Origin of the sequence: Collimonas fungivorans (assembly GCF_028292705.1) — a bacterium.
GTDB lineage: Bacteria > Pseudomonadota > Gammaproteobacteria > Burkholderiales > Burkholderiaceae_D > Collimonas > Collimonas fungivorans_B.
In genome coordinates this window covers 1-21,480 of the sequence record NZ_JAQGLV010000148.1, presented here as the reverse complement: position 1 = coordinate 21,480, position 21,480 = coordinate 1, and the positions used below count along the sequence as shown (strand labels likewise).

The 21,480-nt window shown below is 59.5% G+C and carries 18 protein-coding genes; 13 read left to right on the top strand and 5 right to left on the bottom strand.

Annotated features, from left to right (window positions below; genetic code table 11):
- The coding region (locus JWQ61_RS07550) for an aromatic amino acid ammonia-lyase (RefSeq protein WP_304359980.1) at positions 1-833 on the top strand (833 nt) is incomplete at its 5' end.
- 78 nt (positions 834-911) lie between these two features.
- Here the strand turns inward: JWQ61_RS07550 and JWQ61_RS07545 are convergent.
- From JWQ61_RS07545 to puuE, 4 genes are all read right to left on the bottom strand, one after another.
- Complete coding sequence (locus JWQ61_RS07545) at positions 912-1,094, bottom strand: 4-oxalocrotonate tautomerase (RefSeq protein WP_304359979.1); 183 nt, start codon at positions 1,092-1,094, stop codon at positions 912-914.
- Between the two features lie 24 nt (positions 1,095-1,118).
- Positions 1,119-1,865, bottom strand: a complete 747-nt coding sequence (locus tag JWQ61_RS07540; protein ID WP_304359978.1) for a class II aldolase/adducin family protein — start codon at positions 1,863-1,865, stop codon at positions 1,119-1,121.
- 96 nt (positions 1,866-1,961) lie between these two features.
- Positions 1,962-3,062 carry a porin gene (locus JWQ61_RS07535; RefSeq protein WP_304359977.1) on the bottom strand — a complete coding sequence of 367 codons (1,101 nt, stop codon included), beginning with the start codon at positions 3,060-3,062 and terminating at the stop codon, positions 1,962-1,964.
- Positions 3,063-3,188: 126 nt separating this feature from the next.
- Positions 3,189-4,148: an allantoinase PuuE gene (puuE, locus tag JWQ61_RS07530; RefSeq protein WP_304359976.1), complete on the bottom strand. Its 960-nt coding sequence runs from the start codon at positions 4,146-4,148 to the stop codon at positions 3,189-3,191.
- 146 nt (positions 4,149-4,294) lie between these two features.
- Here puuE and uraH point away from each other — a divergent pair, with 146 nt between their 5' ends.
- From uraH to typA, 9 genes are all read left to right on the top strand, one after another.
- Positions 4,295-4,660, top strand: a complete 366-nt coding sequence (gene uraH / locus JWQ61_RS07525) for a hydroxyisourate hydrolase (protein WP_120234696.1) — start codon at positions 4,295-4,297, stop codon at positions 4,658-4,660.
- A 413-nt stretch (positions 4,661-5,073) separates the two neighbouring features.
- Complete coding sequence (gene scpB / locus JWQ61_RS07520; protein WP_304359975.1) at positions 5,074-5,985, top strand: SMC-Scp complex subunit ScpB; 912 nt, start codon at positions 5,074-5,076, stop codon at positions 5,983-5,985.
- Positions 5,972-7,984, top strand: a complete 2,013-nt coding sequence (gene rluB / locus JWQ61_RS07515) for a 23S rRNA pseudouridine(2605) synthase RluB (RefSeq protein WP_304359974.1) — start codon at positions 5,972-5,974, stop codon at positions 7,982-7,984. The genes scpB and rluB overlap by 14 nt, the downstream gene beginning before the upstream one ends.
- A 406-nt stretch (positions 7,985-8,390) precedes the next feature.
- Positions 8,391-8,876, top strand: a complete 486-nt coding sequence (rimP, locus tag JWQ61_RS07510; RefSeq protein ID WP_061541335.1) for a ribosome maturation factor RimP — start codon at positions 8,391-8,393, stop codon at positions 8,874-8,876.
- Complete coding sequence (gene nusA / locus JWQ61_RS07505; RefSeq protein WP_304359973.1) at positions 8,873-10,432, top strand: transcription termination factor NusA; 1,560 nt, start codon at positions 8,873-8,875, stop codon at positions 10,430-10,432. The genes rimP and nusA overlap by 4 nt, the downstream gene beginning before the upstream one ends.
- Positions 10,433-10,490: 58 nt before the next feature.
- Positions 10,491-13,343 carry a translation initiation factor IF-2 gene (gene infB / locus JWQ61_RS07500; RefSeq protein ID WP_304359972.1) on the top strand — a complete coding sequence of 951 codons (2,853 nt, stop codon included), beginning with the start codon at positions 10,491-10,493 and terminating at the stop codon, positions 13,341-13,343.
- A gap of 146 nt (positions 13,344-13,489) precedes the next feature.
- The gene (rbfA, locus tag JWQ61_RS07495) at positions 13,490-13,879 is read left to right on the top strand and encodes a 30S ribosome-binding factor RbfA (RefSeq protein WP_014007418.1); all 390 of its coding nucleotides are present in this window, start codon (positions 13,490-13,492) and stop codon (positions 13,877-13,879) included.
- A 101-nt stretch (positions 13,880-13,980) separates the two neighbouring features.
- A complete protein-coding gene (gene truB / locus JWQ61_RS07490; protein WP_304359971.1) occupies positions 13,981-14,934 on the top strand; it encodes a tRNA pseudouridine(55) synthase TruB in 954 nt (317 codons plus the stop codon).
- A 238-nt stretch (positions 14,935-15,172) separates the two neighbouring features.
- Positions 15,173-17,008: a translational GTPase TypA gene (gene typA, locus JWQ61_RS07485; protein ID WP_304359970.1), complete on the top strand. Its 1,836-nt coding sequence runs from the start codon at positions 15,173-15,175 to the stop codon at positions 17,006-17,008.
- Between the two features lie 99 nt (positions 17,009-17,107).
- On the opposite strand, the gene JWQ61_RS07480 is transcribed toward typA, so the two are convergent.
- Positions 17,108-18,451, bottom strand: coding sequence for an aspartate aminotransferase family protein (locus JWQ61_RS07480; protein WP_304359969.1), 1,344 nt, complete (start codon positions 18,449-18,451; stop codon positions 17,108-17,110).
- 251 nt (positions 18,452-18,702) lie between these two features.
- On the opposite strand from JWQ61_RS07480, the gene JWQ61_RS07475 reads away from it, so the two are divergent.
- From JWQ61_RS07475 to JWQ61_RS07465, 3 genes are all read left to right on the top strand, one after another.
- The gene (locus JWQ61_RS07475; protein ID WP_304359968.1) at positions 18,703-19,764 is read left to right on the top strand and encodes a M35 family metallo-endopeptidase; all 1,062 of its coding nucleotides are present in this window, start codon (positions 18,703-18,705) and stop codon (positions 19,762-19,764) included.
- 352 nt (positions 19,765-20,116) lie between these two features.
- A complete protein-coding gene (dusA, locus tag JWQ61_RS07470; protein ID WP_304359967.1) occupies positions 20,117-21,118 on the top strand; it encodes a tRNA dihydrouridine(20/20a) synthase DusA in 1,002 nt (333 codons plus the stop codon).
- A gap of 265 nt (positions 21,119-21,383) precedes the next feature.
- A partial coding sequence (locus JWQ61_RS07465) for a 3,4-dihydroxy-2-butanone-4-phosphate synthase (RefSeq protein WP_304359981.1) occupies positions 21,384-21,480 on the top strand: 97 nt, incomplete at its 3' end.

Sequence of the window (21,480 nt, the reverse complement as noted above, 5' to 3'; positions counted from 1 at the left end):
TGTCCGGTTCGACCCGCACCACGCATGAAGCACGCGCCGTGCAGTTTCCGGAAGAACTGCGCCGCACCGATATTCCTTACTCAGCCCGTATCCAGGATGTGTATTCGCTGCGCTGCTCGCCGCAAGTCTACGGCCCGGTGTTCGATGCCCTTGACTACATCGACAACATTGTCGACAAGGAAATCAACTCCGCCACCGACAACCCGCTGATTTTCAGCAAAAACGAAGAGGAAGGCGGCGGCTTCGAGATCATCTCCGGCGGCAATTTCCACGGCCAGTACCTGGCGCAGGCGATGGATTTGCTGGCCATGGCGATCACCGACCTCGGCAGCATCTGCGAGCGCCGCGTGGCGCGCCTGATCGATCCGACCCTGTCGTGGGGCCTGCCGCGCAACCTGATGAGCGGCGTGCGTGGCGTCAACACCGGTTATCCGGTGGTGCAATGTTCGCTCAGTTCGCTGGTGATGGAAAACCGCACCCTGTGCATGCCGGGCAGCGTCGACAGCATCCCGGCCAAGGGCAACAGCGAAGACCACGTCTCGAACTCGACCTGGTGCGCACGCAAGGCGGCGACGGTGGTGGCGAACACGCAATACATCATCGGCGTCGAGATGCTGCTGGCGGCGCAGGCCTTGACCATGACGGAAGATCTGCTGCCCGGTTTTGTGTTGGGCAAAGGCACGCAAGCGGCGTACCAGGAAATCCGCCGCCAGATCCCGGCGTGCCTGGAAGGTGACCGCTGGTTCCACAACGATATCGCGGTGGCGCAATCGTTTGTGGTGAGCGGTTCGGTGCGTAATGCGGTGGTCGAGAAGATCGGCGAATTTGTCTGACGAATTTATCTGACAAGTGCTGCGGTAAATGAAAAAGGAGCCTCGGCTCCTTTTTTTATGCGGCGAGGTTTTACAAGCTCAGTCGGACCACAGCTTGCCGGCGGTAGCCCAGTTTTCGAGTTTCACTTCCTGGATGATGATGTCCACCGATTCCGGCCCGCAGTCCAGCGTCTGGCAGGTGACTTCGGTGATGGCTTTGACAAAAGCGCGCTTTTGCTCGGCGCTGCGGCCTTCGAAAAGTTGTACGTTAAAAGTCGGCATAAAAATCCTTTTTGTAAAAAATGATCAGTGCTGGTAGCCGGGCGCGATGGCATCCAGCTGGCGCAGCAGGGCAGGCCATTCCAGCAGGCCTTCAGGGCTGCCGTCGCCGAGCAGCTGGTCGCGCGTCTTGCGGCAAATTTCCTGCGACGGCATGTTCAGGCGGCCGCCGCCGGCATTGGCCTTGAGCTGGATTTCGCAAGCTTTGTCCAGCGTATCCATCAGGACGTAGGCCTCGGCCACGGTGCGGCCGCATATCAGGCTGCCGTGATTGCGCAGCAGCATGGCCGGCAGCTGGCCCAGCCGCTCGACCATGCGATCCTGTTCTGTCGGCGTCAGCGCCAGGCCCTCATAGTCGTGATAGGCGATCTGTTCATAAAAGCGCAGCGCGTGCTGGGAAATCGGCAGCAAGCCATCGGCCAGCGTGCTGACCGCGACCGCGTTGACATTGTGCAGATGCATGACGCACAAGGCATCCGGCCTGGCCGCATGCACCGCGCCATGAATCGCGAAACCGCTGACGTTGACCTGGTACGGCGAAGCGCCGACGATCTGCCCTCGGGCATCGATCTTCACCAGGTTCGATGCGCACACTTCATCGAAACGATAGCCGAACGGGTTCAGCAGGAAATGCCCCGGTTCATCCGGCACCGAGGCCGAGATGTGGGTGTAGATCAGGTCGTCCCAGCGCTTCAGGGCGCACAGGCGGTAGCAGGCCGCCAGGTCCTTGCGTACCTGCCACTCGGCGCTGCTGATGGTGGAATCTGCCGGCATGGGAATCCAAACGTTAAAATGCGCGCCGGTCGGTAAAGCGATCGGCGCGCATCGGGTGCAACTACTGTATCACCTTATTATTGCATTGTCCGCCTATCAGAAACGATGGCGGATACCCAGGGCAATGCTGTTGCCGACGGTTTGCTCGGTGATCTTGTCGTACATATAGATCGCATACAGGTCGGTGCGCTTCGACATATTGTAGTCGTAGCCCAGCGATGCTGTATTGCGTTTGAGCGATTCGCCCACCGCGGCGCCGGAACGCTTGGTGTTGGCCCAGGAAGCCAGCACCGCGCCCTGGCCCAGCGGGATGCTGGTGCCGAGCTGCAGCGTCTTGTCTTTCAGGTCGATGTCATGCGAAGTCTGGTCGTAGGTTGCAAACAGCTTGGCCACGGTGAAATCGTAAGTGGCGCCGAGGAACCATGCCGACTGGCGGGCGGCGACCATGCCGCTTGGCAGCGGGATATTGGTGGCCGGCTGCACATTGTCTGGCGACAGTTCCAGCGGATTGTTGACCTTGACGCGCTGGTAGTAGGCGGTCAGCGCCAGCGGGCCGTGGAAATACAGGACATTGGCGCCGATATTGTTCTTGCCGGTATTGCCTGCCTGTTCACCGAACTGGTAGTGGAAGTTGGCTTTCAGGCCGCCGAAGTCTGGCGTCGTGTAGATGACTTCGTTGCTCCAGCCGGTATCGCCGGCGACCGAGTTGGTCCAGCCGGAAGAATTGAACCAAGGCACGTCCATGTGCAGGATCAGCGGCGACAGCTGGAACGAATCGCCGAACGGATTGAACAGGATCGACGGCAGGAAATTCGGCGCCAGGTCGCGGCCCAGCGAGATGGCGCCGAAGCCGCCGATCAGGCCGACGTTGGCGTCGCGCGAGAACAGCGTTTCATTGCCGTCGAAGCGGCCGGCCTGGCCGGTGTCAGCGCGGAAGAACGAGGTCAGGTTGAACTTGGCCTTGAGTCCGCCGCCGAGATCCTCGGTGCCCTTGAACCCGATCCAGGAGGTGGTCAGGCCGCCGCTGTTGACGACATTGGTGCGTCCTGAGTCGCCGCTGTATTTCATCGAGCCGACGTAGGTGTCGACCAGGCCGGTGACCTGCACCGAAGTTTGCGCCATCGCCGGCAGCGCGACCGCTGCGCCGAGAGCGGCAGCAACTTGCAGTGTTCGTAATCTGTTTTTAGCTGGGTACATCCCTGTCTCCTGATTTTTATAAGATAGCAAATAAGTGGAAAATGGATCTCTGGTTTTATTCATCTGAAACAACACGCGTCCGTGTTCAAGCAAGGTCCGTGGAACCGCCACGGCGGGTTAAAAAAATTATGCCGAAAACGGATGGGTCGCCCACCAGTGGTCGGCGATGTCGATGCGGCGGGTGATCCATACCTGGCCGTGGCTCTGCACATAATCGAGGAAGCGCGCCAGCGCGGCGGCGCGGCCGGGCCGGCCGACCAGCCGGCAATGCAGGCCGACCGACAGCATTTTCGGCTGGTTCAGGCCGTGCGGATCGCCTTCGCGGTACAGCACGTCGAAAGCGTCTTTCAGGTAATCGAAGAACTGGGTGCCGGAATTGAAACCCTGCATGGCGGCGAAGCGCATGTCGTTGGTGTCCAGCGTGTATGGCACGATCAGTTGCGGCTTGACCAGGGTTTCGCCGTTGCCATTACTGACTTGGACCTGTTCCCAGAACGGCAGGTCGTCGCCGTAGTGGTCGGCGTCGTAGCTGAAGCCGCCGTGTTCCAGCACCAGTCGGCGGGTATTGGGCGAATCGCGGCCGGTGTACCAGCCGAGCGGAGCGCTGCCGGTCAGCTGCTTGATGACGGCGACGGCTTCGGCGATATGGGCGCGTTCGGTCGCTTCGTCGATATTCTGGTAGCTGATCCAGCGCAGGCCGTGGCAGGCGATTTCGTGGCCCAGTTCCTGGAAGGCGGCGGTCGCTTCCGGGTTGCGCTGTAGCGCCCGCGCAACACCGAACACGGTCAACGGCAGGCGGCGCTCTTCAAACATGCGCAGCAAACGCCAGACGCCGGCGCGCGAACCGTATTCGTATATAGATTCCATGCTCATGTGGCGCGCCGGGAAACTCTGGGCGCCGATGATCTCGGAGAGGAAGGTTTCCGAGCCGGCGTCGCCGTCGAGCACGCAGTTTTCGCTGCCTTCTTCATAGTTGAGGACGAACTGCAGGGCGATCCGGGCCCGGTTCGGCCATTGCGGGTGCGGCGGCGTGCGGCCGTAGCCGGTCATGTCGCGCGGATAATTGGGGTCGGTGTTGATAGTCATTGCTTGGCCTGGAGTATTGATCTGGTGTTCTGGATTATGTGGGCTGCAGCCATGATTAATATATGCCGGATAGTATATTGACCTGGACCCTGCGGTATATCATTTGATCGATACTCGTTTTCAACTAATCGATATAGGGAATTGTCATGGGAAACGCTTTTGGGAAATTAAGTACACACGTTCTGGATATTACCCAGGGCAAGCCGGGCGCCGGTGTCAAAATTGCACTATATGCAGTAACTCCTGCCGGCCGCAACCTGCTCAAGAGCGCCGTCACCAACCAGGACGGCCGGGTCGACGCGCCTTTGCTGCAGGGCGAGGAAATGCAGGCCGGCCAATATGAACTGGTGTTCTCCGCCGGCGACTATTTCGCCGCGCAAGGCATTGACCTGCCAAGCCCGCGTTTTGTCGACCGCGTCACGCTCGCTTTCGGGATTGCCCATGCCGATCAGAATTATCATGTCCCCCTGGTAGTGTCGCCCTGGTCTTACTCAACCTATCGTGGAAGTTAATTAAGCAACTTTCTTGCCAGCAGGCGACATTAGTGGGCCGGCAGCCTGCCGGCGCCGACGATAGCGGATCGGGGCAATTTCCCGTTCGCCGGCTATCGTCAAATAACCACATCCTCAAGATCAGTACGCCTTCCCATCTGCTTTGTGCTAAACTGTCTCTCAACATTTTTGGTTGGCAGCAGGATCGGTTCCGGTAGCATAGTTACAGCGTCGGCGCCGGTCAGATCAAAATTGAAAGAACGAGCGGCGCAGTTACCCGTCTTATTCCAGTCTTATCGTCCCCGCCCTCATTAATCCTCCTCTAACGGGCGCTGGACAGCAGTATCAACAGCTTTCTCTTTGACCAGGCCTGGCCTGCCGTTGAACATGAGCTCTGCGAATTTTTAATAAAATTTAAATAAACTACGTCGTACATGAATATTATTGAGGCCAAGAAAGTCCTCGAAACTGCATTGCTCTGCGCTCACGAGCCGCTGTCGCTTAACGACTTGAAAAAGTTGTACATGGCCGGCGGCGAAGAAGACGGCGAAATCAATGCAGATACGATCAGATCGATGCTGGAAGAATTGCGTGAAGACTGGGTCGACAAAGGCATCGAGGTGGTTGCCCTGTCGACCGGATGGCGCTTCCAGAGTCGTCCCGAGATGAAGATCTACCTGGAGCGGCTGAATCCGGAAAAACCGCCGAAGTATTCGCGGGCGACCATGGAAACCCTGGCGATCATTGCTTACCGCCAGCCGGTCACCCGCGGCGATATCGAGGAAATCCGGGGCGTGACAGTCAATTCGCAGACCGTAAAAATGCTTGAAGAACGTGGCTGGATCGAGGCCATCGGCCATCGCGACGTGCCCGGACGCCCGGCATTGTTTGCCACCACCAAGCAGTTCCTGGACGATCTCGGCCTGACCTCGCTGGACCAGCTGCCGCCGCTGCAGCAAGTTGCCAGGAATGACATGCAGGAAGGCAACCTGCTTGAATTGCAGGCGCTGGAAGCGAGTATTGAAGCCAGCGCAGTGCTCGACGCCGCCGCGGCGCTGGAAGCAGAAGATGCCGCCGCCGACGAGCTTCAATCCGAGCAGTTGAGCCAAGATGAGCAAGACCATATTGCAGCCGATGAGTTGCCGACAGCAGAACCAGCTACAGAAGATAGTGTCGTAGATGCAGTCATGACGGAAAATGCAGCGGCAGAGGATGAGGAAGTTGCTCATTCGCAAATAGAGCCGCTTGCATCGAATGAAACCCACACCAACGACCACGCGTCCGATTCGGATGATGAAGCCACGCCAGGTCGGCATAACCAACACCTGAATAATGAACCCACCTAGTTCCAATGATGCACCGGTCGTCGACCTGACTGCCACAACTGACCCGAAGCCAGCTAAAAAGCCTAGAGCGCGCAAGGTTGCGGCCGATGCGCCGATTGCGGCGGACGCCACCGTTCCGGCAGCCGATGCTGCGGCAGAGCCGGCCAAGCCGGCTCGTGCGCCACGCAAGAAAGCTGTTGCGGCAGCCGAGTCCGGCGCGGCTGAAACAGCGGCCGCCCCCGAAACAGCTGCGCCGGCCAAGCCCAAGGCTGCGCCGCGCAAGAAGGTCCAGGTCGTGGTTGAACCGAGCGCTCCGGTTGAATTTGTGGTGGAGGCGGCGCCGGCGGTTGTTATTCCGGTTGTTGCAAATCAGGAAATATCGGAAGCGCCAGCCAGGGAACGGCCTGCCAAGCGTGGCGTGCGCGGTCCGCGCGCCCTGCGCAGCAATCGCGCCGCCCAGCGCGCGCAAGAGTCGGCGGCAGCGGCCAGTTCCGCTGCTGAGACGGGAAGTGCCGCCGTGGCGGAAGGCCAGCCAGGCGCAGCTCAAGCCGGCGACAATCCGGCAAGCGGCGAACCGCGCCAGCCGCGCGGTGACCGTAATAACACTACAGGCCGCAACGGCGAGCGCAATTCGCGCGAGCGCCAGCAAAAGGGCAAGAAGCCGCAGGCGCAGAACGGCAAGCCAGGGCAAGGACCGCGCGGCGGCAAGCCTGGCCGTGGCGGCGACGCCGACGAAGTATTCTCGTTTGTCACCTCCGAATCGTTCGACACCCTGGTGACGGCGGAAGACGCCGGCAGCCGCGAGGCGCCGAAAAGCGTGCGGCGCGACCTCACCGCCGAGGACGATGCACCAAAATTGCACAAGGTCCTGGCGGATGTCGGCCTCGGTTCGCGCCGCGACATGGAAGAACTGATCATCGCCGGCCGGGTTTCGGTCAATGGCGAACCGGCCCATATCGGCCAGCGCATCTTGCCAACCGATCAAGTCCGCATCAACGGCAAGCTGCTGCAGCGTAAAGTCAGCAAGCGTCCGCCGCGGGTGCTGGTATACCACAAGCCGGCCGGCGAAATCGTCAGCCACAACGACCCGGACGGACGGCCATCGGTGTTCGACCGCTTGCCGAACATGAAGGCCGCCAAATGGCTGGCCGTCGGACGGCTGGACTTCAACACCGAAGGTTTGCTGCTGTTTACTACCTCCGGCGACCTGGCTAACCGCCTGATGCACCCGCGCTACGGCATCGACCGCGAATACGCAGTGCGTACGCTGGGCGAGCTGGAGCAGGGCATGCGCCAGAAACTGCTGGCCGGCGTCGAGCTGGAAGACGGCGTAGCGCAATTCACGAAAATTGCCGACGGCGGCGGCGAAGGCATCAATAAATGGTATCGCGTGGTGATCGGCGAAGGCCGCAACCGCGAAGTGCGCCGCATGTTCGAAGCCATCGGCCTGACCGTGTCGCGCCTGATCCGTACCCGTTACGGCGCCATGACGCTGCCGCGCGGCCTCAAGCGCGGCCGCTGGGAAGAACTGGATGAAAACGCAGTGCGCGACATGCTGACTGCGCACGGCCTGGACAAGCCGGCTGCTGGCCAAGGCGCCGGCGGCGGCAAAGGCCGTCCCGATTTCAACAAGGATCGCCAGCCTAACGGCAATCGCGCGGATAGCGCTCCGCAAGGCCCGGGCGGCGGTGGTTACCGTGGCGGCGACCAGGGTTTTGGCGGCCAGCCGCGTGGCAACTTTGGCGGTCAGCCGCGAGGCAATCAAGGCCGCGGCCCCGGTGCTGGCGGTGGTGGCCAGGGTCGTCCGCAAGGTGGCGGCAGCGGCGGTCAGCCGCCACGCAGCCGGCAGCCGGATCCTTTGCAGACTGCGTTGGGTTTCCCTGATGCAGGGCAGCAGCGACGCAATGGCGGCGGTAATGGTTTTGCGCGTCCGGCACGCCCCAACAAGGCGGCTGGCGGACAAACCGGCGGCGGGCATTACGGCGCACAAGGCGGGCCGCGCCGCCGTCCCCGCGGCTGATTGGTGATTTTTCGTCCTGGCGGCATTTGCCGCTTTTGGATGGCTGGAAAGAAGTGGCAGGGAGTGTTGCAATAATGATCAATTTACCGTCTGTTGACGGCAGATTGTCAATAAATGCAAATTTCCTGCGCTCGCTTACGTTGCGGTCCATAGCCTAATCGTTTATAATTTACAAGTTAACAGAAGTCATTAACGAGAAAATGCGCAGAGTTAAGCCGCTCGGATGCTCGAAGAGCTGATTCGCAGCCGATCTCGTGAAACTGCTCGAAATGACAAACGATAAGAAGATGGGCAGATGCCCATTTTTTTTTTGCTTTTCGTTTTAGCTGCTTTTAAGTTGTAGGTGTGGGTGCAGACGTCAGGCCTGTAGTTATCGGGCCTGCAGTTATATTTATGGGGAGTTGCTTTGCAGTTGCTGGAGCTAATTGAAACAACCGTGGTTGGCATGGGCTACGAGCTGGTCGAATTCGAAAAGGCGGCGCGTGGCTTGTTGCGCGTATACATCGACTTCACGCCTGAAAATGCCGAGCAAGGCCAGATCACGGTAGAAGATTGCGAAAAAGTGACGCATCAACTGCTGCATGTGCTGACGGTGGAAAACGTCGTGTACGAACGTCTGGAAGTATCGTCGCCGGGCCTGGACCGGCCGTTGAAGAAACTGGCTGACTATGTGCGTTTCGCCGGCAAGGAAGCCATCGTGAAATTGCGTGTGCCGATGCCAGGCGCTGCACATCGCAAATCATTCCAGGGTGTCCTGGGTGAACCGGATGGCGAGAACTTGAAAATCGAATTTGAAACAAAAGATGGGTCGGCGCTGCTGGATTTCACGCTCGCTGACGTAGACAAGGCACACTTGGTGCCGCAAGTGGATTTTAGGAGTCGCAAAGCATGAGTCGCGAAATTTTATTGTTGGTCGATGCGCTCGCGCATGAAAAAAACGTCGATCGGGATGTCGTGTTCGGTGCGCTCGAACACGCGCTTGGACAGGCAACCAAAAAACGCTACGAGGGCGACGTCGATATCCGCGTCACGATCGATCGTGAAACCGGCGAATTCGAATCCTTCCGCCGCTGGCACGTAGTACCGGACGAAGCCGGCCTGCAACTGCCGGACCAGGAAATCCTCTTGTTCGAAGCCAAGGAACAGATTGAAGACGTCGAAGTCGACGACCACATCGAAGAACCGATCGAATCGGTCGATTTCGGCCGCCGTTTTGCGCAAGACACCAAACAAGTCGTGCTGCAGCGGATCCGCGATGCTGAACGCGAACAGATCCTGGCTGACTTCCTGGAACGCGGCGATTCGCTGGTTACCGGCACCATCAAGCGGATGGAACGCGGCGACGCCATCGTCGAGTCGGGCAAGATCGAAGCGCGCTTGCCGCGCGACCAGACGATTCCTAAGGAAAACCTGCGTATCGGCGACCGTGTCCGTGCCTTCATCCTGCGTATCGACCGCAATGCGCGCGGCCCGCAAGTGATCTTGTCGCGTACCGCACCGGAATTCATCATGAAGCTGTTCGAGCTGGAAGTGCCGGAAATCGAACAAGGTTCGCTGGAAATCAAGTCGGCGGCGCGTGATCCTGGCGTCCGCGCCAAGATCGCGGTATTCACCGCCGACAAGCGCATCGATCCTATCGGCACCTGCGTCGGCATGCGCGGTTCGCGCGTGCAGGCTGTGACCGGCGAGCTGGGCGGCGAACGCGTCGACATCGTGCTGTGGTCGGAAGACCCGGCGCAATTTGTCATCGGCGCGCTGGCTCCTGCCAACGTTTCTTCGATCATGGTTGACGAAGAGAAGCACGCCATGGATGTCGTGGTCGACGAAGAAAACCTGGCGATCGCCATCGGCCGCGGCGGCCAGAACGTGCGCCTGGCTGCAGAACTGACCGGCTGGCAGATCAACATCATGACAGCGGAAGAATCGGCCGATAAATCGGCGGTGGAAACCGCCGCGATCCGCGCCCTGTTCATGGAAAAACTGGACGTCGACCAGGAAGTCGCCGACATCCTGGTGGAAGAAGGTTTTGCCAGCCTGGAAGAAATCGCCTACGTGCCGATTACCGAAATGCTGGAAATCGATTCGTTTGACGAAGACACCGTCAACGAATTGCGTAACCGGGCTCGCGATGCGCTGGTGACAGAAGCGATTGCTTCGGAAGAAGGACTGGAAGGCATGGAAGATGCCCTGGTCAACTTCGAAGGCATGGACCGGGTTACCGCCGGCAAGCTGGGACTGGCAGGAGTCAAGACATTGGCTGCGTTTGCCGCCCTGGCTTATGACGAATTTGGCGCGATCCTGGCTTTATCAGCCGACCGTGCGCGTCATTTGATTGAACAAGAGTTTAAAGATGTGACCGACGATGAGATGAAACTCATCGATGCCAAGTACGATGATCATGCCAAGGGCCTGCAGGCCAAGGCATGGAATACAGCGGAAGCCAAGTGATCGAGTGATCCGAGAGGTTCCGTATCGTCTGCCGCGCCACATAGAAAAAGAGGACTGAATGGCGAGTAACAATGTAGCCCAATTTGCCACCGAGCTGAAAATGCCAGCGGATCTCCTGCTGACACAACTGCAATCGGCTGGCGTCCAGAAAAATTCGACTGACGACGCCTTGTCGAAAGAAGACAAGGATCGCCTGCTGGAACACCTGCGCCGTTCGCACGGTGCGGTTCCAGACAGCGAAAAGAAGAAGATCACGCTGACCCGCAAGGAAACCACCGAGATCAAGCAGGCTGACGCCACCGGCAAGTCGCGCACGATCCAGGTTGAAGTGCGCAAGAAGCGTACTTTCGTCAAGCGTGACGAGCCGATCGCCGAAGCTGCGGCAGCACCGGTTGCGCCTGCCGCACCGGTTGTCGACGAAGCCGAACAGGCGCGCCGCATCGAAGAAACGCGCCGCCAGGCCGAATTGATCGCTCGCCAGGAAGCCGAACTGCTGGAAAAACAGGAACGCCTGGCCAAGCTGGAAGCGGAAAAGGAAGCGCAAGCCAAGGCTGCGCTGAAAGCGGAAAACGAAGCCAAGAAAGCGGAAAGCGAAGCCAAGAAGGCAGCTGCCGAAGCGCCGGCGCCTGATTCCGCCAATTCTGCCGACGCCGCCGTCAAGAAGCAGGAAGATCCTGCAGCTGAAGAAAAGAAACGCCTGGCGAACGAAGAAGCCAAGCAAAAGGTTGCGCTAGCCGCCAAGGAAGCTGCCGAGAAATCGGCCGCGACTGAACGCGCCCGCAAGGCCGTGCAAGATGAAGTGGCGCAGATCAAGGCCATGATGAATGCGCCGCGCCGCGTCATCAAGGCGCCTGAGCCGGTTGCGCCTGCCGCAGCCCCGGCCAAGACTGCCGAAGGCACGTTGCACAAGCCTGCCGACAAGAAGCCTGGCGAGAAGAAAGACGACAAGAAAGTCGTGGTCGACAAGAAGTCGATCAAGTCCGCCAACGTCTCTTCCACCTGGCAAGACGATGCCGCCAAGAAGCGCGGTCTCGGCATCAAGACCCGCGGCAATACCGGCGGCGGTCGCGATGGCTGGCGTGGCGGTCCGAAGGGCCGTCGCAATGCGCACAACGACGATCACGAAAGCAATTTCCAGGTGCCGACGGAAGCGGTCATCAAGGATATTTATATTCCTGAAACCATTACCGTCGCCGAACTGGCGCACAAGATGTCGGTCAAGGCTTCGGAAGTCATCAAGCATTTGATGAAACTGGGCCAGATGGTCACTATCAACCAGGTGCTGGACCAGGAAACTTCGATGATTCTGGTCGAGGAAATGGGCCACACCGCGCACGCAGCCAAGCTGGACGATCCGGAAGCATTGCTGATCGACGGCGAAGAACATGCCGACGCCGAACTGCTGCCGCGCGCACCGGTGGTCACTGTCATGGGTCACGTCGACCACGGCAAGACCTCGCTGCTCGATTACATCCGCCGCGCCAAGGTTGCCTCCGGCGAAGCCGGCGGCATTACCCAGCACATCGGTGCATATCACGTGGAAACACCGCGCGGCATGATCACCTTCCTCGACACCCCGGGCCATGAAGCGTTTACCGCCATGCGTGCCCGCGGCGCCAAGGCGACCGATATCGTGATCCTGGTGGTCGCTGCCGACGACGGCGTGATGCCGCAAACCAAGGAAGCGATCGCCCATGCGAAAGCCGCCGGCGTACCGCTGGTGGTGGCGATCAACAAGATCGACAAGCCAGGCAGCAACCTGGATCGCGTCAAGCAGGAACTGATCGCGGAACAAGTGGTGCCGGAAGAATACGGCGGCGAATCGCCGTTCGTGCCGGTATCGGCCAAGACTGGCGAAGGCATCGACAACTTGCTGGAACAGGTACTGCTGCAAGCTGAAGTGCTGGAGCTGAAAGCAGCGGTTGCCGCGCCGGCCCGTGGCCTGGTGGTGGAAGCCCGCCTCGACAAGGGCCGTGGCCCGGTTGCAACGATCCTGGTGCAATCAGGCACCTTGAAGCGCGGCGATGTCGTGCTGGCGGGTTCGGCTTATGGCCGTGTCCGTGCGATGCTGGATGAAAACGGCAAGGCGATTTCCGAAGCCGGCCCGTCGATTCCGGTTGAAATCCAGGGCCTGACGGAAGTGCCGGTTGCCGGCGAAGAAGTCATGGTCATGGCAGACGAGCGCAAGGCGCGCGAAATCGGTCAGTTCCGCCAAGGTAAATACCGCGACGTGAAGCTGGCCAAGCAGCAAGCCGCGAAGCTGGAAAATATGTTCGACCAGATGGCCGAAGGCGAAGTCAAGAACTTGCCGATGATCATCAAGACCGACGTGCAAGGTTCGCAAGAAGCCTTGGTCCAGTCCTTGCAGAAGCTGTCGACCAGCGAAGTCCGGGTACAAGTGGTGCACGCCGGCGTCGGCGGCATCAGCGAGTCGGACGTCAACCTGGCGGTTGCCTCCAAGGCCGTGATCATCGGCTTCAACGCCCGCGCCGATGCATCGGCACGCAAGCTGGCGGAAGCCAACGGCGTCGACATCCGTTACTACAACATCATTTACGATGCTGTGGATGAGATCAAGGCAGCGATGTCCGGCATGTTGTCGCCTGAGAAGCGCGAACAGAACCTCGGCCTGGTCGAGATTCGCCAGGTGCTGCTGGTCAGCAAAGTCGGCGCGATCGCCGGTTGCTACGTGCTCGAAGGCCTGGTCAAGCGTGGCGCTTCGGTCCGCCTGCTGCGCGACAACGTGGTCTTGTGGACAGGCGAGCTGGATTCGCTGAAACGCTTTAAGGATGACGTCAAGGAAGTCCGTTCCGGCTTCGAATGCGGCCTGACCCTGAAGAACTTCAACGATATCAAAGAAGGCGATCACCTCGAAATCTTTGAAGTCGAAGAAATCGCACGGACTCTGTAATAACGCAAGCACACGCACGGCAGGAATGTGCGTAGGCAGGAAAATCGGGCCTAACAGCCCGATTTTCATTTTGTAGTAACCTGTGTAATGGTTGGTTGGCAGTTCATTTGTGAAAGACAAAGCGTGTAGAAGCGCTGAATAAAAGCATGGCTAAACATAGTAAATCCATCCCTGGCCGCGGTTTGCGGGTTGCAGACCAGATCCAGAAGGACTTGTCCGAGATCATCGTCTTCGAGCTGAAAGACCCGCGGGTCGGCATGATCACGATTACCGAAGTACAGGTGACGCCGGATTACGCCCATGCCAAGGTGTTTTTCACAATGCTGAACGACGACCTGGAAGCGATTGCGAATACCGTCAAGGGCCTGACCCAGGCTGCCGGTTTCCTGCGCAACCAGCTCGGCCGCCGCCTGTCTATCCATACCTTGCCGGCCTTGCATTTCATCCATGACAATTCGACCGCCCGCGGCGTCGAGATGTCGCGCCTGATCGACCTGGCGAATGCGACCCGTTCCAAGGACGATGGCCAGGATTAAACGATTGCTTAGTTAATAAATTGACTAACGGTCACCGTTAAAATTCGATGCGGCCTGGCACGGCAGGCCGTTTCCGCTTTCCCCTTTTTGCCCCCGCTACCATGGCATCACGCCCACCCAAAAGAATCCGTGTTCCGCTCAACGGCGTCCTGCTGCTGGATAAGCCCGTCGGCTTCTCCAGCAACGATGCATTGATCAAGGCCAAAGGCTTGCTCAATGCGCAGAAGGCCGGGCACACCGGCACCCTTGACCCGTTCGCCACCGGCGTGCTGCCGCTGTGCTTCGGCGAGGCCACCAAGTTTGCCCAGGACCTGCTGGATGCCGACAAGACTTACGAGACGCTGATCCACCTGGGAGTGAGCACTACCACCGGCGATACCGAGGGCGAGGTGCTGGAGCGCAAGGATGTCAGCGTCAGCCGCGAACAGATCGATGCCGTGCTGGCGCAGTTTCGCGGCCCGATCAAGCAGGTGCCGCCGATGTATTCGGCGCTCAAGCGCGACGGCAAGCCGCTGTACGAATACGCCCGGGCCGGCATTACCCTGGAGCGCGAAGCGCGCGACGTCAGCATCCACACGTTGGAATTCCTGGCCTACGAGGCGCCGTTCCTGCGTTTGCGCGTGGCCTGCAGCAAAGGCACCTACATCCGTGTGCTGGGCGAAGACATCGGCGCGGCGCTGGGCTGCGGCGCGCATCTGCAGGAGTTGCGGCGGACCCAGGTGGGGCACCTGACGCTGGATGGCTGCGTCACCCTGGAACAGCTGGACGCCACCGGCCAGGCCGAGCGCAGCGCCTTGCTGGCGCCGGTCGACAGTCTGCTGCTGACTTTTCCTGAAGTGTTGTTATCCGAACCGCTGGCCAGGCGCTTCCTGCAAGGCCAGCGCCTGACGCTGGTGAAAGAAGGCGTGGCCCTGCCGGCAGACGCCGGACGCGTGCGAGTCTACCTGCAGCCTGCGGATGCAGTATCTGTCCGGCAACTGCTGGGCACCGCGCAACTGCATGAGTACGGGGTCCTTGCTCCCGAACGCCTGATCGCCACCGCGCAGCCTGCATAAAATATATTTTTGGCAATATCTGTGCTGCGATTGAGACAGCAACTCTTTGAAATTACAAGGCTTTTCATAAAGTAGTGCACCGCGTCATGCTATAATGCGCGGCCTCCCAAATTCCGCTACATCTGCCGTACTTCTGTGCAGTGCCTTAGCGAGCATTTTTGGCCGCATTTGTAGCTATATATTTTCTGCGCAATCCTTACCTGCGCACTTACTAAGTTATTCAATCTCCAAACTGACCATGTCAAACACACCTCGCGCCATCCGCAACATTGCCATCATTGCCCACGTTGACCACGGCAAGACCACTCTGGTTGACCAATTGCTGCGTCAATCCGGCACTTTCCGTGACAACCAGCACGTCGATGCACGCGTGATGGATTCGAACGATATTGAAAAAGAACGCGGCATCACGATTCTGTCGAAGAACTGCGCAGTCGAATACAAGGGCACCCACATCAACATCGTTGATACCCCAGGCCACGCCGACTTCGGCGGTGAAGTCGAGCGCGTCTTGTCGATGGTCGACAGCGTCTTGCTGCTGGTCGATGCGCAAGAAGGCCCGATGCCGCAAACGCGTTTCGTGACGCGTAAAGCATTGGCCCTGGGCCTGAAGCCTATCGTTGTCGTCAACAAGATCGACCGCGAAAACGCAGATCCGCAAAAGGCTGTGAACGCCACTTTCGAACTGTTCGACAAGCTCGGCGCAACCGACGAACAACTGGACTTCCCGATCATTTACGCATCGGGCTTCAAAGGCTACGCAGGCCTGGAAGACACCGTCCGCGACGGCAACATGGAACCGCTGTTCGACGCGATCCTGAAGCACGTTCCAGCGCGTGAAGATGATCCTAACGGCCCGCTGCAACTGCAGATCACTTCGCTGGAATACTCTTCCTACGTCGGCAAGATCGGCGTTGGCCGTATCCTGCGCGGTAAAATCAAAGCCTTGCAAGACGTGGTCTGGATGAACGGTCCGGACGACAAGCCGACCAAGGCCCGCATCAACCAGGTGCTGACTTTCCGCGGCCTCGACCGCGTGCTGGCAGATGAAGCGCTGGCTGGCGACATCGTGCTGATCAACGGTATTGAAGAAATCAGCATCGGTTCCACCATTTGCGCACCGGACTCGCCGGATGGCTTGCCGATGCTGAAGGTTGACGAGCCGACCCTGACCATGAACTTCATGGTCAACAACTCGCCGCTGGCTGGCCGCGAAGGCAAGTTCGTCACCACCCGTCAGATCAAGGACCGCCTGGACCGCGAACTGAAGGCTAACATGGCATTGCGCGTGGTGCAGGCTGAAGGCGACGATTCGACCTACGAAGTGTCGGGCCGCGGTGAATTGCACCTGACCATCCTGATCGAAAACATGCGTCGCGAAGGCTACGAGCTGGCTGTGTCGCGTCCGCGCGTGGTGTTCAAGATGGTTGATGGCGTGCGCCACGAGCCGTACGAAAACCTGACTGTCGACGTCGAAGAAGTCAACCAGGGCGGCGTCATGGAAGAACTGGGCCGTCGCCGCGGCGACCTGCAAAACATGGAACCGGACGGCAAGGGACGTGTGCGTCTCGAGTACCGCATTCCTGCACGCGGCCTGATCGGCTTCCAGGGCGAATTCATGACCCTGACCCGCGGCACCGGCCTGATGAGCCACGTGTTCGACGAATACGCACCGGTTGACACTTCCAAGGGTGAACTGGGCGGCCGTCGCAACGGCGTGCTGATCTCGCAGGATGACGGCGCTGCAGTTGCCTACGCTATCTGGAAGCTGCAGGATCGCGGCCGCATGTTCGTGAGCCACAATGACCCGGTCTACGAAGGCATGATCATCGGCATCCACTCGCGCGACAACGACCTGGTGGTCAACCCGATCAAGGGCAAGCAGCTGACCAACGTCCGTTCGTCGGGTACCGACGAAGCGGTGCGCCTGGTGCCGCCGATCGAAATGTCGCTGGAATACGCGGTTGAATTCATCGACGACGACGAACTGGTTGAAGTCACGCCGAAGAGCATCCGCCTGCGCAAGCGTTACTTGAAGGAACATGAGCGTAAAAAGGCTTCGCGCGACGCGTAAGCTGTCGAGTGAACCGGGCCTTCGGGCCCCGCCACTAAAAACCCGCCGGTCCGCGCCCTTGTCCAGGGCACGCATCGGCGGGTTTTTTGCTTTCCGGGTTCAGGCCACTGTCGAGCTCGCCGCATGCTGCTCCTTCACCACATCGCCGATTGCCGTAAACAACTGATCGATCTGTCCCGGCTCGATAATCAGCGGCGGCGACAGGGCGATGATGTCGCCGGTGGTGCGGATCAGCACGCCTTTCTCCCAGAAGCATTTCAAGAAGGCATCGAAGGCGCGCGCGCCCGGCTTGCCGGCGATAGGCTCCAGTTCAATCCCGCACACCAGTCCCAGGTTGCGCACATCCTTGACGAAAGGCAGGCCTTTCAGGCTGTGCGCCGCCTGTTCGAAATAGGGCGCTGTCGCTGCTGCACGGTCGAACAGGTTTTCGCTCTTGTAGACCGCCATCGTGGCGATCGCCGCGGCCGCTGCCAGCGGATGGCCGGTATAGGTATAGCCATGGAAGAATTCGATAGCGTTTTCGCCGGCGGCGCTCATGAAGGCGTCGTGGATATCCTGCCTTACGATCACCGCGCCCATCGGCACGCTGGCGTTGGTCAGGCCCTTGGCGCAGCAGATCATGTCCGGCATCACGCCGAAGTAGTCCGCCGCGAATGGCGCGCCGAGGCGGCCGAAGCCGGTGATCACTTCATCGAAAATCAGCAGAATGCCGTACTTGTCGCAGATAAAGCGCAGCTTTTGCAGGTAGCCCTTGGGCGGCAGGATCACGCCGGTCGAACCCTGCACCGGTTCGACGATCAGCGCCGCTACCGTGGCTGGATCGTGCAGCGCCAGCAAGCGTTGTTCAAACTCGTCGGCGATTTCTGCGCCATGCTCCGGCAAGCCGTGTGAAAACGCATTGCGCGCGATATCCAGCGGATGGCGCAAATGGTCGACGCCGGCCAGCGTCGGACCGAAATGCTTGCGGTTGCCGGCGATGCCGCCCACCGCAATGCCGCCGAAGCCGACCCCGTGATAACCGCGCTCGCGGCCGATCAAACGCGTGCGCAAGCCGTCGCCGCGCACGCGGTGATACGCCAGCGCGATCTTCAGCGCGGTATCGACCGATTCCGAGCCGTCGTTGCAAAAGAACACCCGGTTCAATCCCTCCGGCGCGATCGCCGCCAGCGCGCTGGCGGCTTCGAAGGCCAGCGGATGGCCCATCTGGAACACCGGCGCAAAGTCCATCTTGGCCGCCTGCTGCTGGATCGCCTCGACGATCTTCGGATGGCAGTGGCCGGCATTGGTGCACCACAGGCCGGCGGTGCCGTCGAGGATCTGGCGGCCGTCGTCGGTCGTGTAATGCATGCCGGAAGCGGCGACCAGCAAGCGCGGCTTGCTCTTGAACTGGCGGTTGGCGGTGAACGGCATCCAGAAGTGATCGGTATTCAGGGTGGTCGGCATGGCGTCTCCTTGGCGCGGTTGGCGGATTTCAGGCTCTTGCTGACGATGGTAGTACGTTTGGAGCCGCTTCGCATATAAACGCAGTTTTCCCCTATAAGACCGCAGCATCCTGTCAACTTTGACAGGATTCCACCTGGAAATGTGCGTGCTAGCATAAATTTCCCCATGCCCACAAGGCAGGGGCTAATTTAACTCTACAAGAGGAGTGATCCATGTACAGTTTTCGAAAATGGTTGGCAGGCGTTACATGTGTGGCAGCAATCGTTGTCAGCGGCTCGGCTTATGCAGCGCGGGGCGATATCGAAGTGACCTTGCAGGAGGCTAGTGCGAAAGGCGCCGCGGGCTCCGGCAAGGTGCTCTACACCATCACCAACACCAGCGCCGCGCCCTTGCATGTGCTGAACTGGGAAACGCCATTGAACGGCGTCAGCGGCGACCTGTTCAGCGTCGCCTTGGGCGGCCAGCCGGTGCGTTATGTGGGACGCCTGGTGAAACGCAAACCGGCTACCGACAAGGATTACATCACGCTCAAGCCGAACGAAAGCCGTGCGGTTGAAGTAGACCTCAGCGCCTACTACGAGATGTATCGCGCCGGCCAATACGTGATCAAGTACAAGCGCAGCGCCGACACCCTGGTGCGCGAAGCCGGTAACGCCGTCGCCGCCAAGGCCAGCGGCGCTGCTGCTCCTGCCGTCACGCTGGAAACCAATGCGATCCCGCTGTCGGTCGACGGCGGTCCTGCGCCATCGTCCAAGCTGGCTTCTTCCGACCTGCTGGGCGCAATCAATGGCGCTGCAGCGGCATCCACCACCTTCGCCAGCTGCAGCAACAGCCAGAAAACCGCGCTGACTACAGCCCGCACCGACGCCACTTCGATAGCTACCAATTCCAAGAACTATCTGAATGCGAACAACACCGGCAGCCGCTACACCTGGTGGTTCGGCGCGGTCACCAGCGGCCGTTATACTACGGTCACCAGCCACTACACCAACCTCAGCAGCGCGCTCGGCACCCAGGCGTATAAATTCGACTGCAGCTGCACCGAGTCCGGCACCTACGCTTATGTCTATCCAGACCAGCCATACACGGTTTACCTGTGCGGCGCCTACTGGAATGCGCCAGCCAACGGCACCGATTCCAAGGCAGGCACACTGGTCCATGAAACCAGCCACTTCACCGTGGTGGCCGGCACCGATGACCATGTGTACGGCCAGACCGGCGCGCATAACCTGGCTGTCAGCAATCCGACCAATGCAGTCGATAACGCTGATAACCACGAATACTTCGCTGAAAATACACCTGCACGGCAGTAAGCAAGGCGCTAGCCGGGCGAGATGCAGCGTTCTGCATCTCGTTTAGCTTGAACCAGGCCCAGCATGGATCAGGAGCCGTGCTGGGCATTTTATTTGTGGCGCAAGCTTGTGGGATCTGCCTCAATGGCTTTGATGTCGCAGGTTTAGGGCAGGGCCTTTGGCGAAGGCCGACTTGCTGATAAACTACGGTCTTTCGCCGAATTTGCGCGAATCAGAACACCCTCGTTTCCTGATTGTTTCCACAGCACCCGCGGCAAGTGCACGTGCGGTGAACGGCAAGATATCCAGAAATCAAGCAAAATAGCGCATGAATTGCATGTGTGCGAAATCAGCATAAAACCTAATGAAATCAGTGAATTACAGTAAACGGCGTGTTTCCGTGGCGCCCATGATGGACTGGACCGACCGCCACTGTCGCGTGTTCCACCGCCAGATCACCCGCCACACCTGGCTCTACACCGAAATGGTGACCACAGGCGCCCTGTTGCACGGTGACGTGCCGCGCCATCTCGATTTCAGCGACATAGAGCATCCGGTCGCCCTGCAGCTGGGCGGCAGCGAGCCGGCCGACCTGGCCAAAAGCGCCAAACTGGGCCAGGAATGGGGTTACGACGAGATCAACCTGAATTGCGGCTGCCCGTCCGAGCGGGTGCAGAAGGGTGCGTTCGGCGCCTGCCTGATGGCGGAAGCTGAGCTGGTGGCCGATTGCGTCAAGGCGATGCGCGATGCGGTGAGCATCGATGTTACCGTCAAGCACCGGATTGGCATCGACAAGACCGAATCCTATGAATTTGTCCGCGATTTTGTCGGCACCGTGGCGCAAGCCGGTTGCCAGACCTTCATCGTGCATGCGCGCAATGCGATCCTGAAGGGGCTCAGTCCCAAGGAAAATCGTGAAATCCCGCCGCTCAAGTACGAATACGCCTACCAGCTGGCGCGCGATTTCCCTGAGCTGCAAATCATCATCAACGGCGCCATCAAGACTACCGAAGAAATCGATTTCCACCTGCAATATGTCGACGGCGTGATGCTGGGCCGCGAGGCTTATCACAATCCCTACCTGATGGCCGATTTCGATTCCCGCTATTACGGCGCCGCCGATGCCGTGCCGAAGACGCGCGCCGAGGTGATCGAGGCCATGCTGCCTTATATCCGCCAGCAGCTGGCGCTGCACGGGCACGACGGCAAGGGTTTGCGCCTCAACAGCGTCACCCGCCACATGCTGGGCCTGATGGCCGGCATGCCGGGCGCCAAATCGTTCCGGCAGGCGCTGTCGGACTCCAAAAGACTGGCCCTGGGCGATCCTCGGTTGCTGACAGATGCATTGGCAAACATGCAACCATTAGCGGCCTAAACCAGGCTGGATGCCGACGATAGCGGGTTTTGGCCGGGTCTTGGCCGGGTCTTGACATAAAACAGCGGCAAACTGGTGTCCGTAAAACATTTTCAGTCTGCTAAATCCTTTAAAATAGCGACCTCTGGTTTGTGTTTGCTTTACCGGAGCTGCTCAGCAGCAACCTCGGGTGCATAAACCACAACCTTCATAGCAAGATTTATAGCAAAGCTGGACCAGGCTGCCCACAAGGCGGCCTCCGTGCCGGTTATCTCCAAGGCGAAACATGTCAATTGCAACAACAGAGGAAATCATTGCTGAACTCCGTGCCGGGCGCATGGTGATTCTGGTGGATGAGGAAGATCGTGAAAACGAGGGCGACC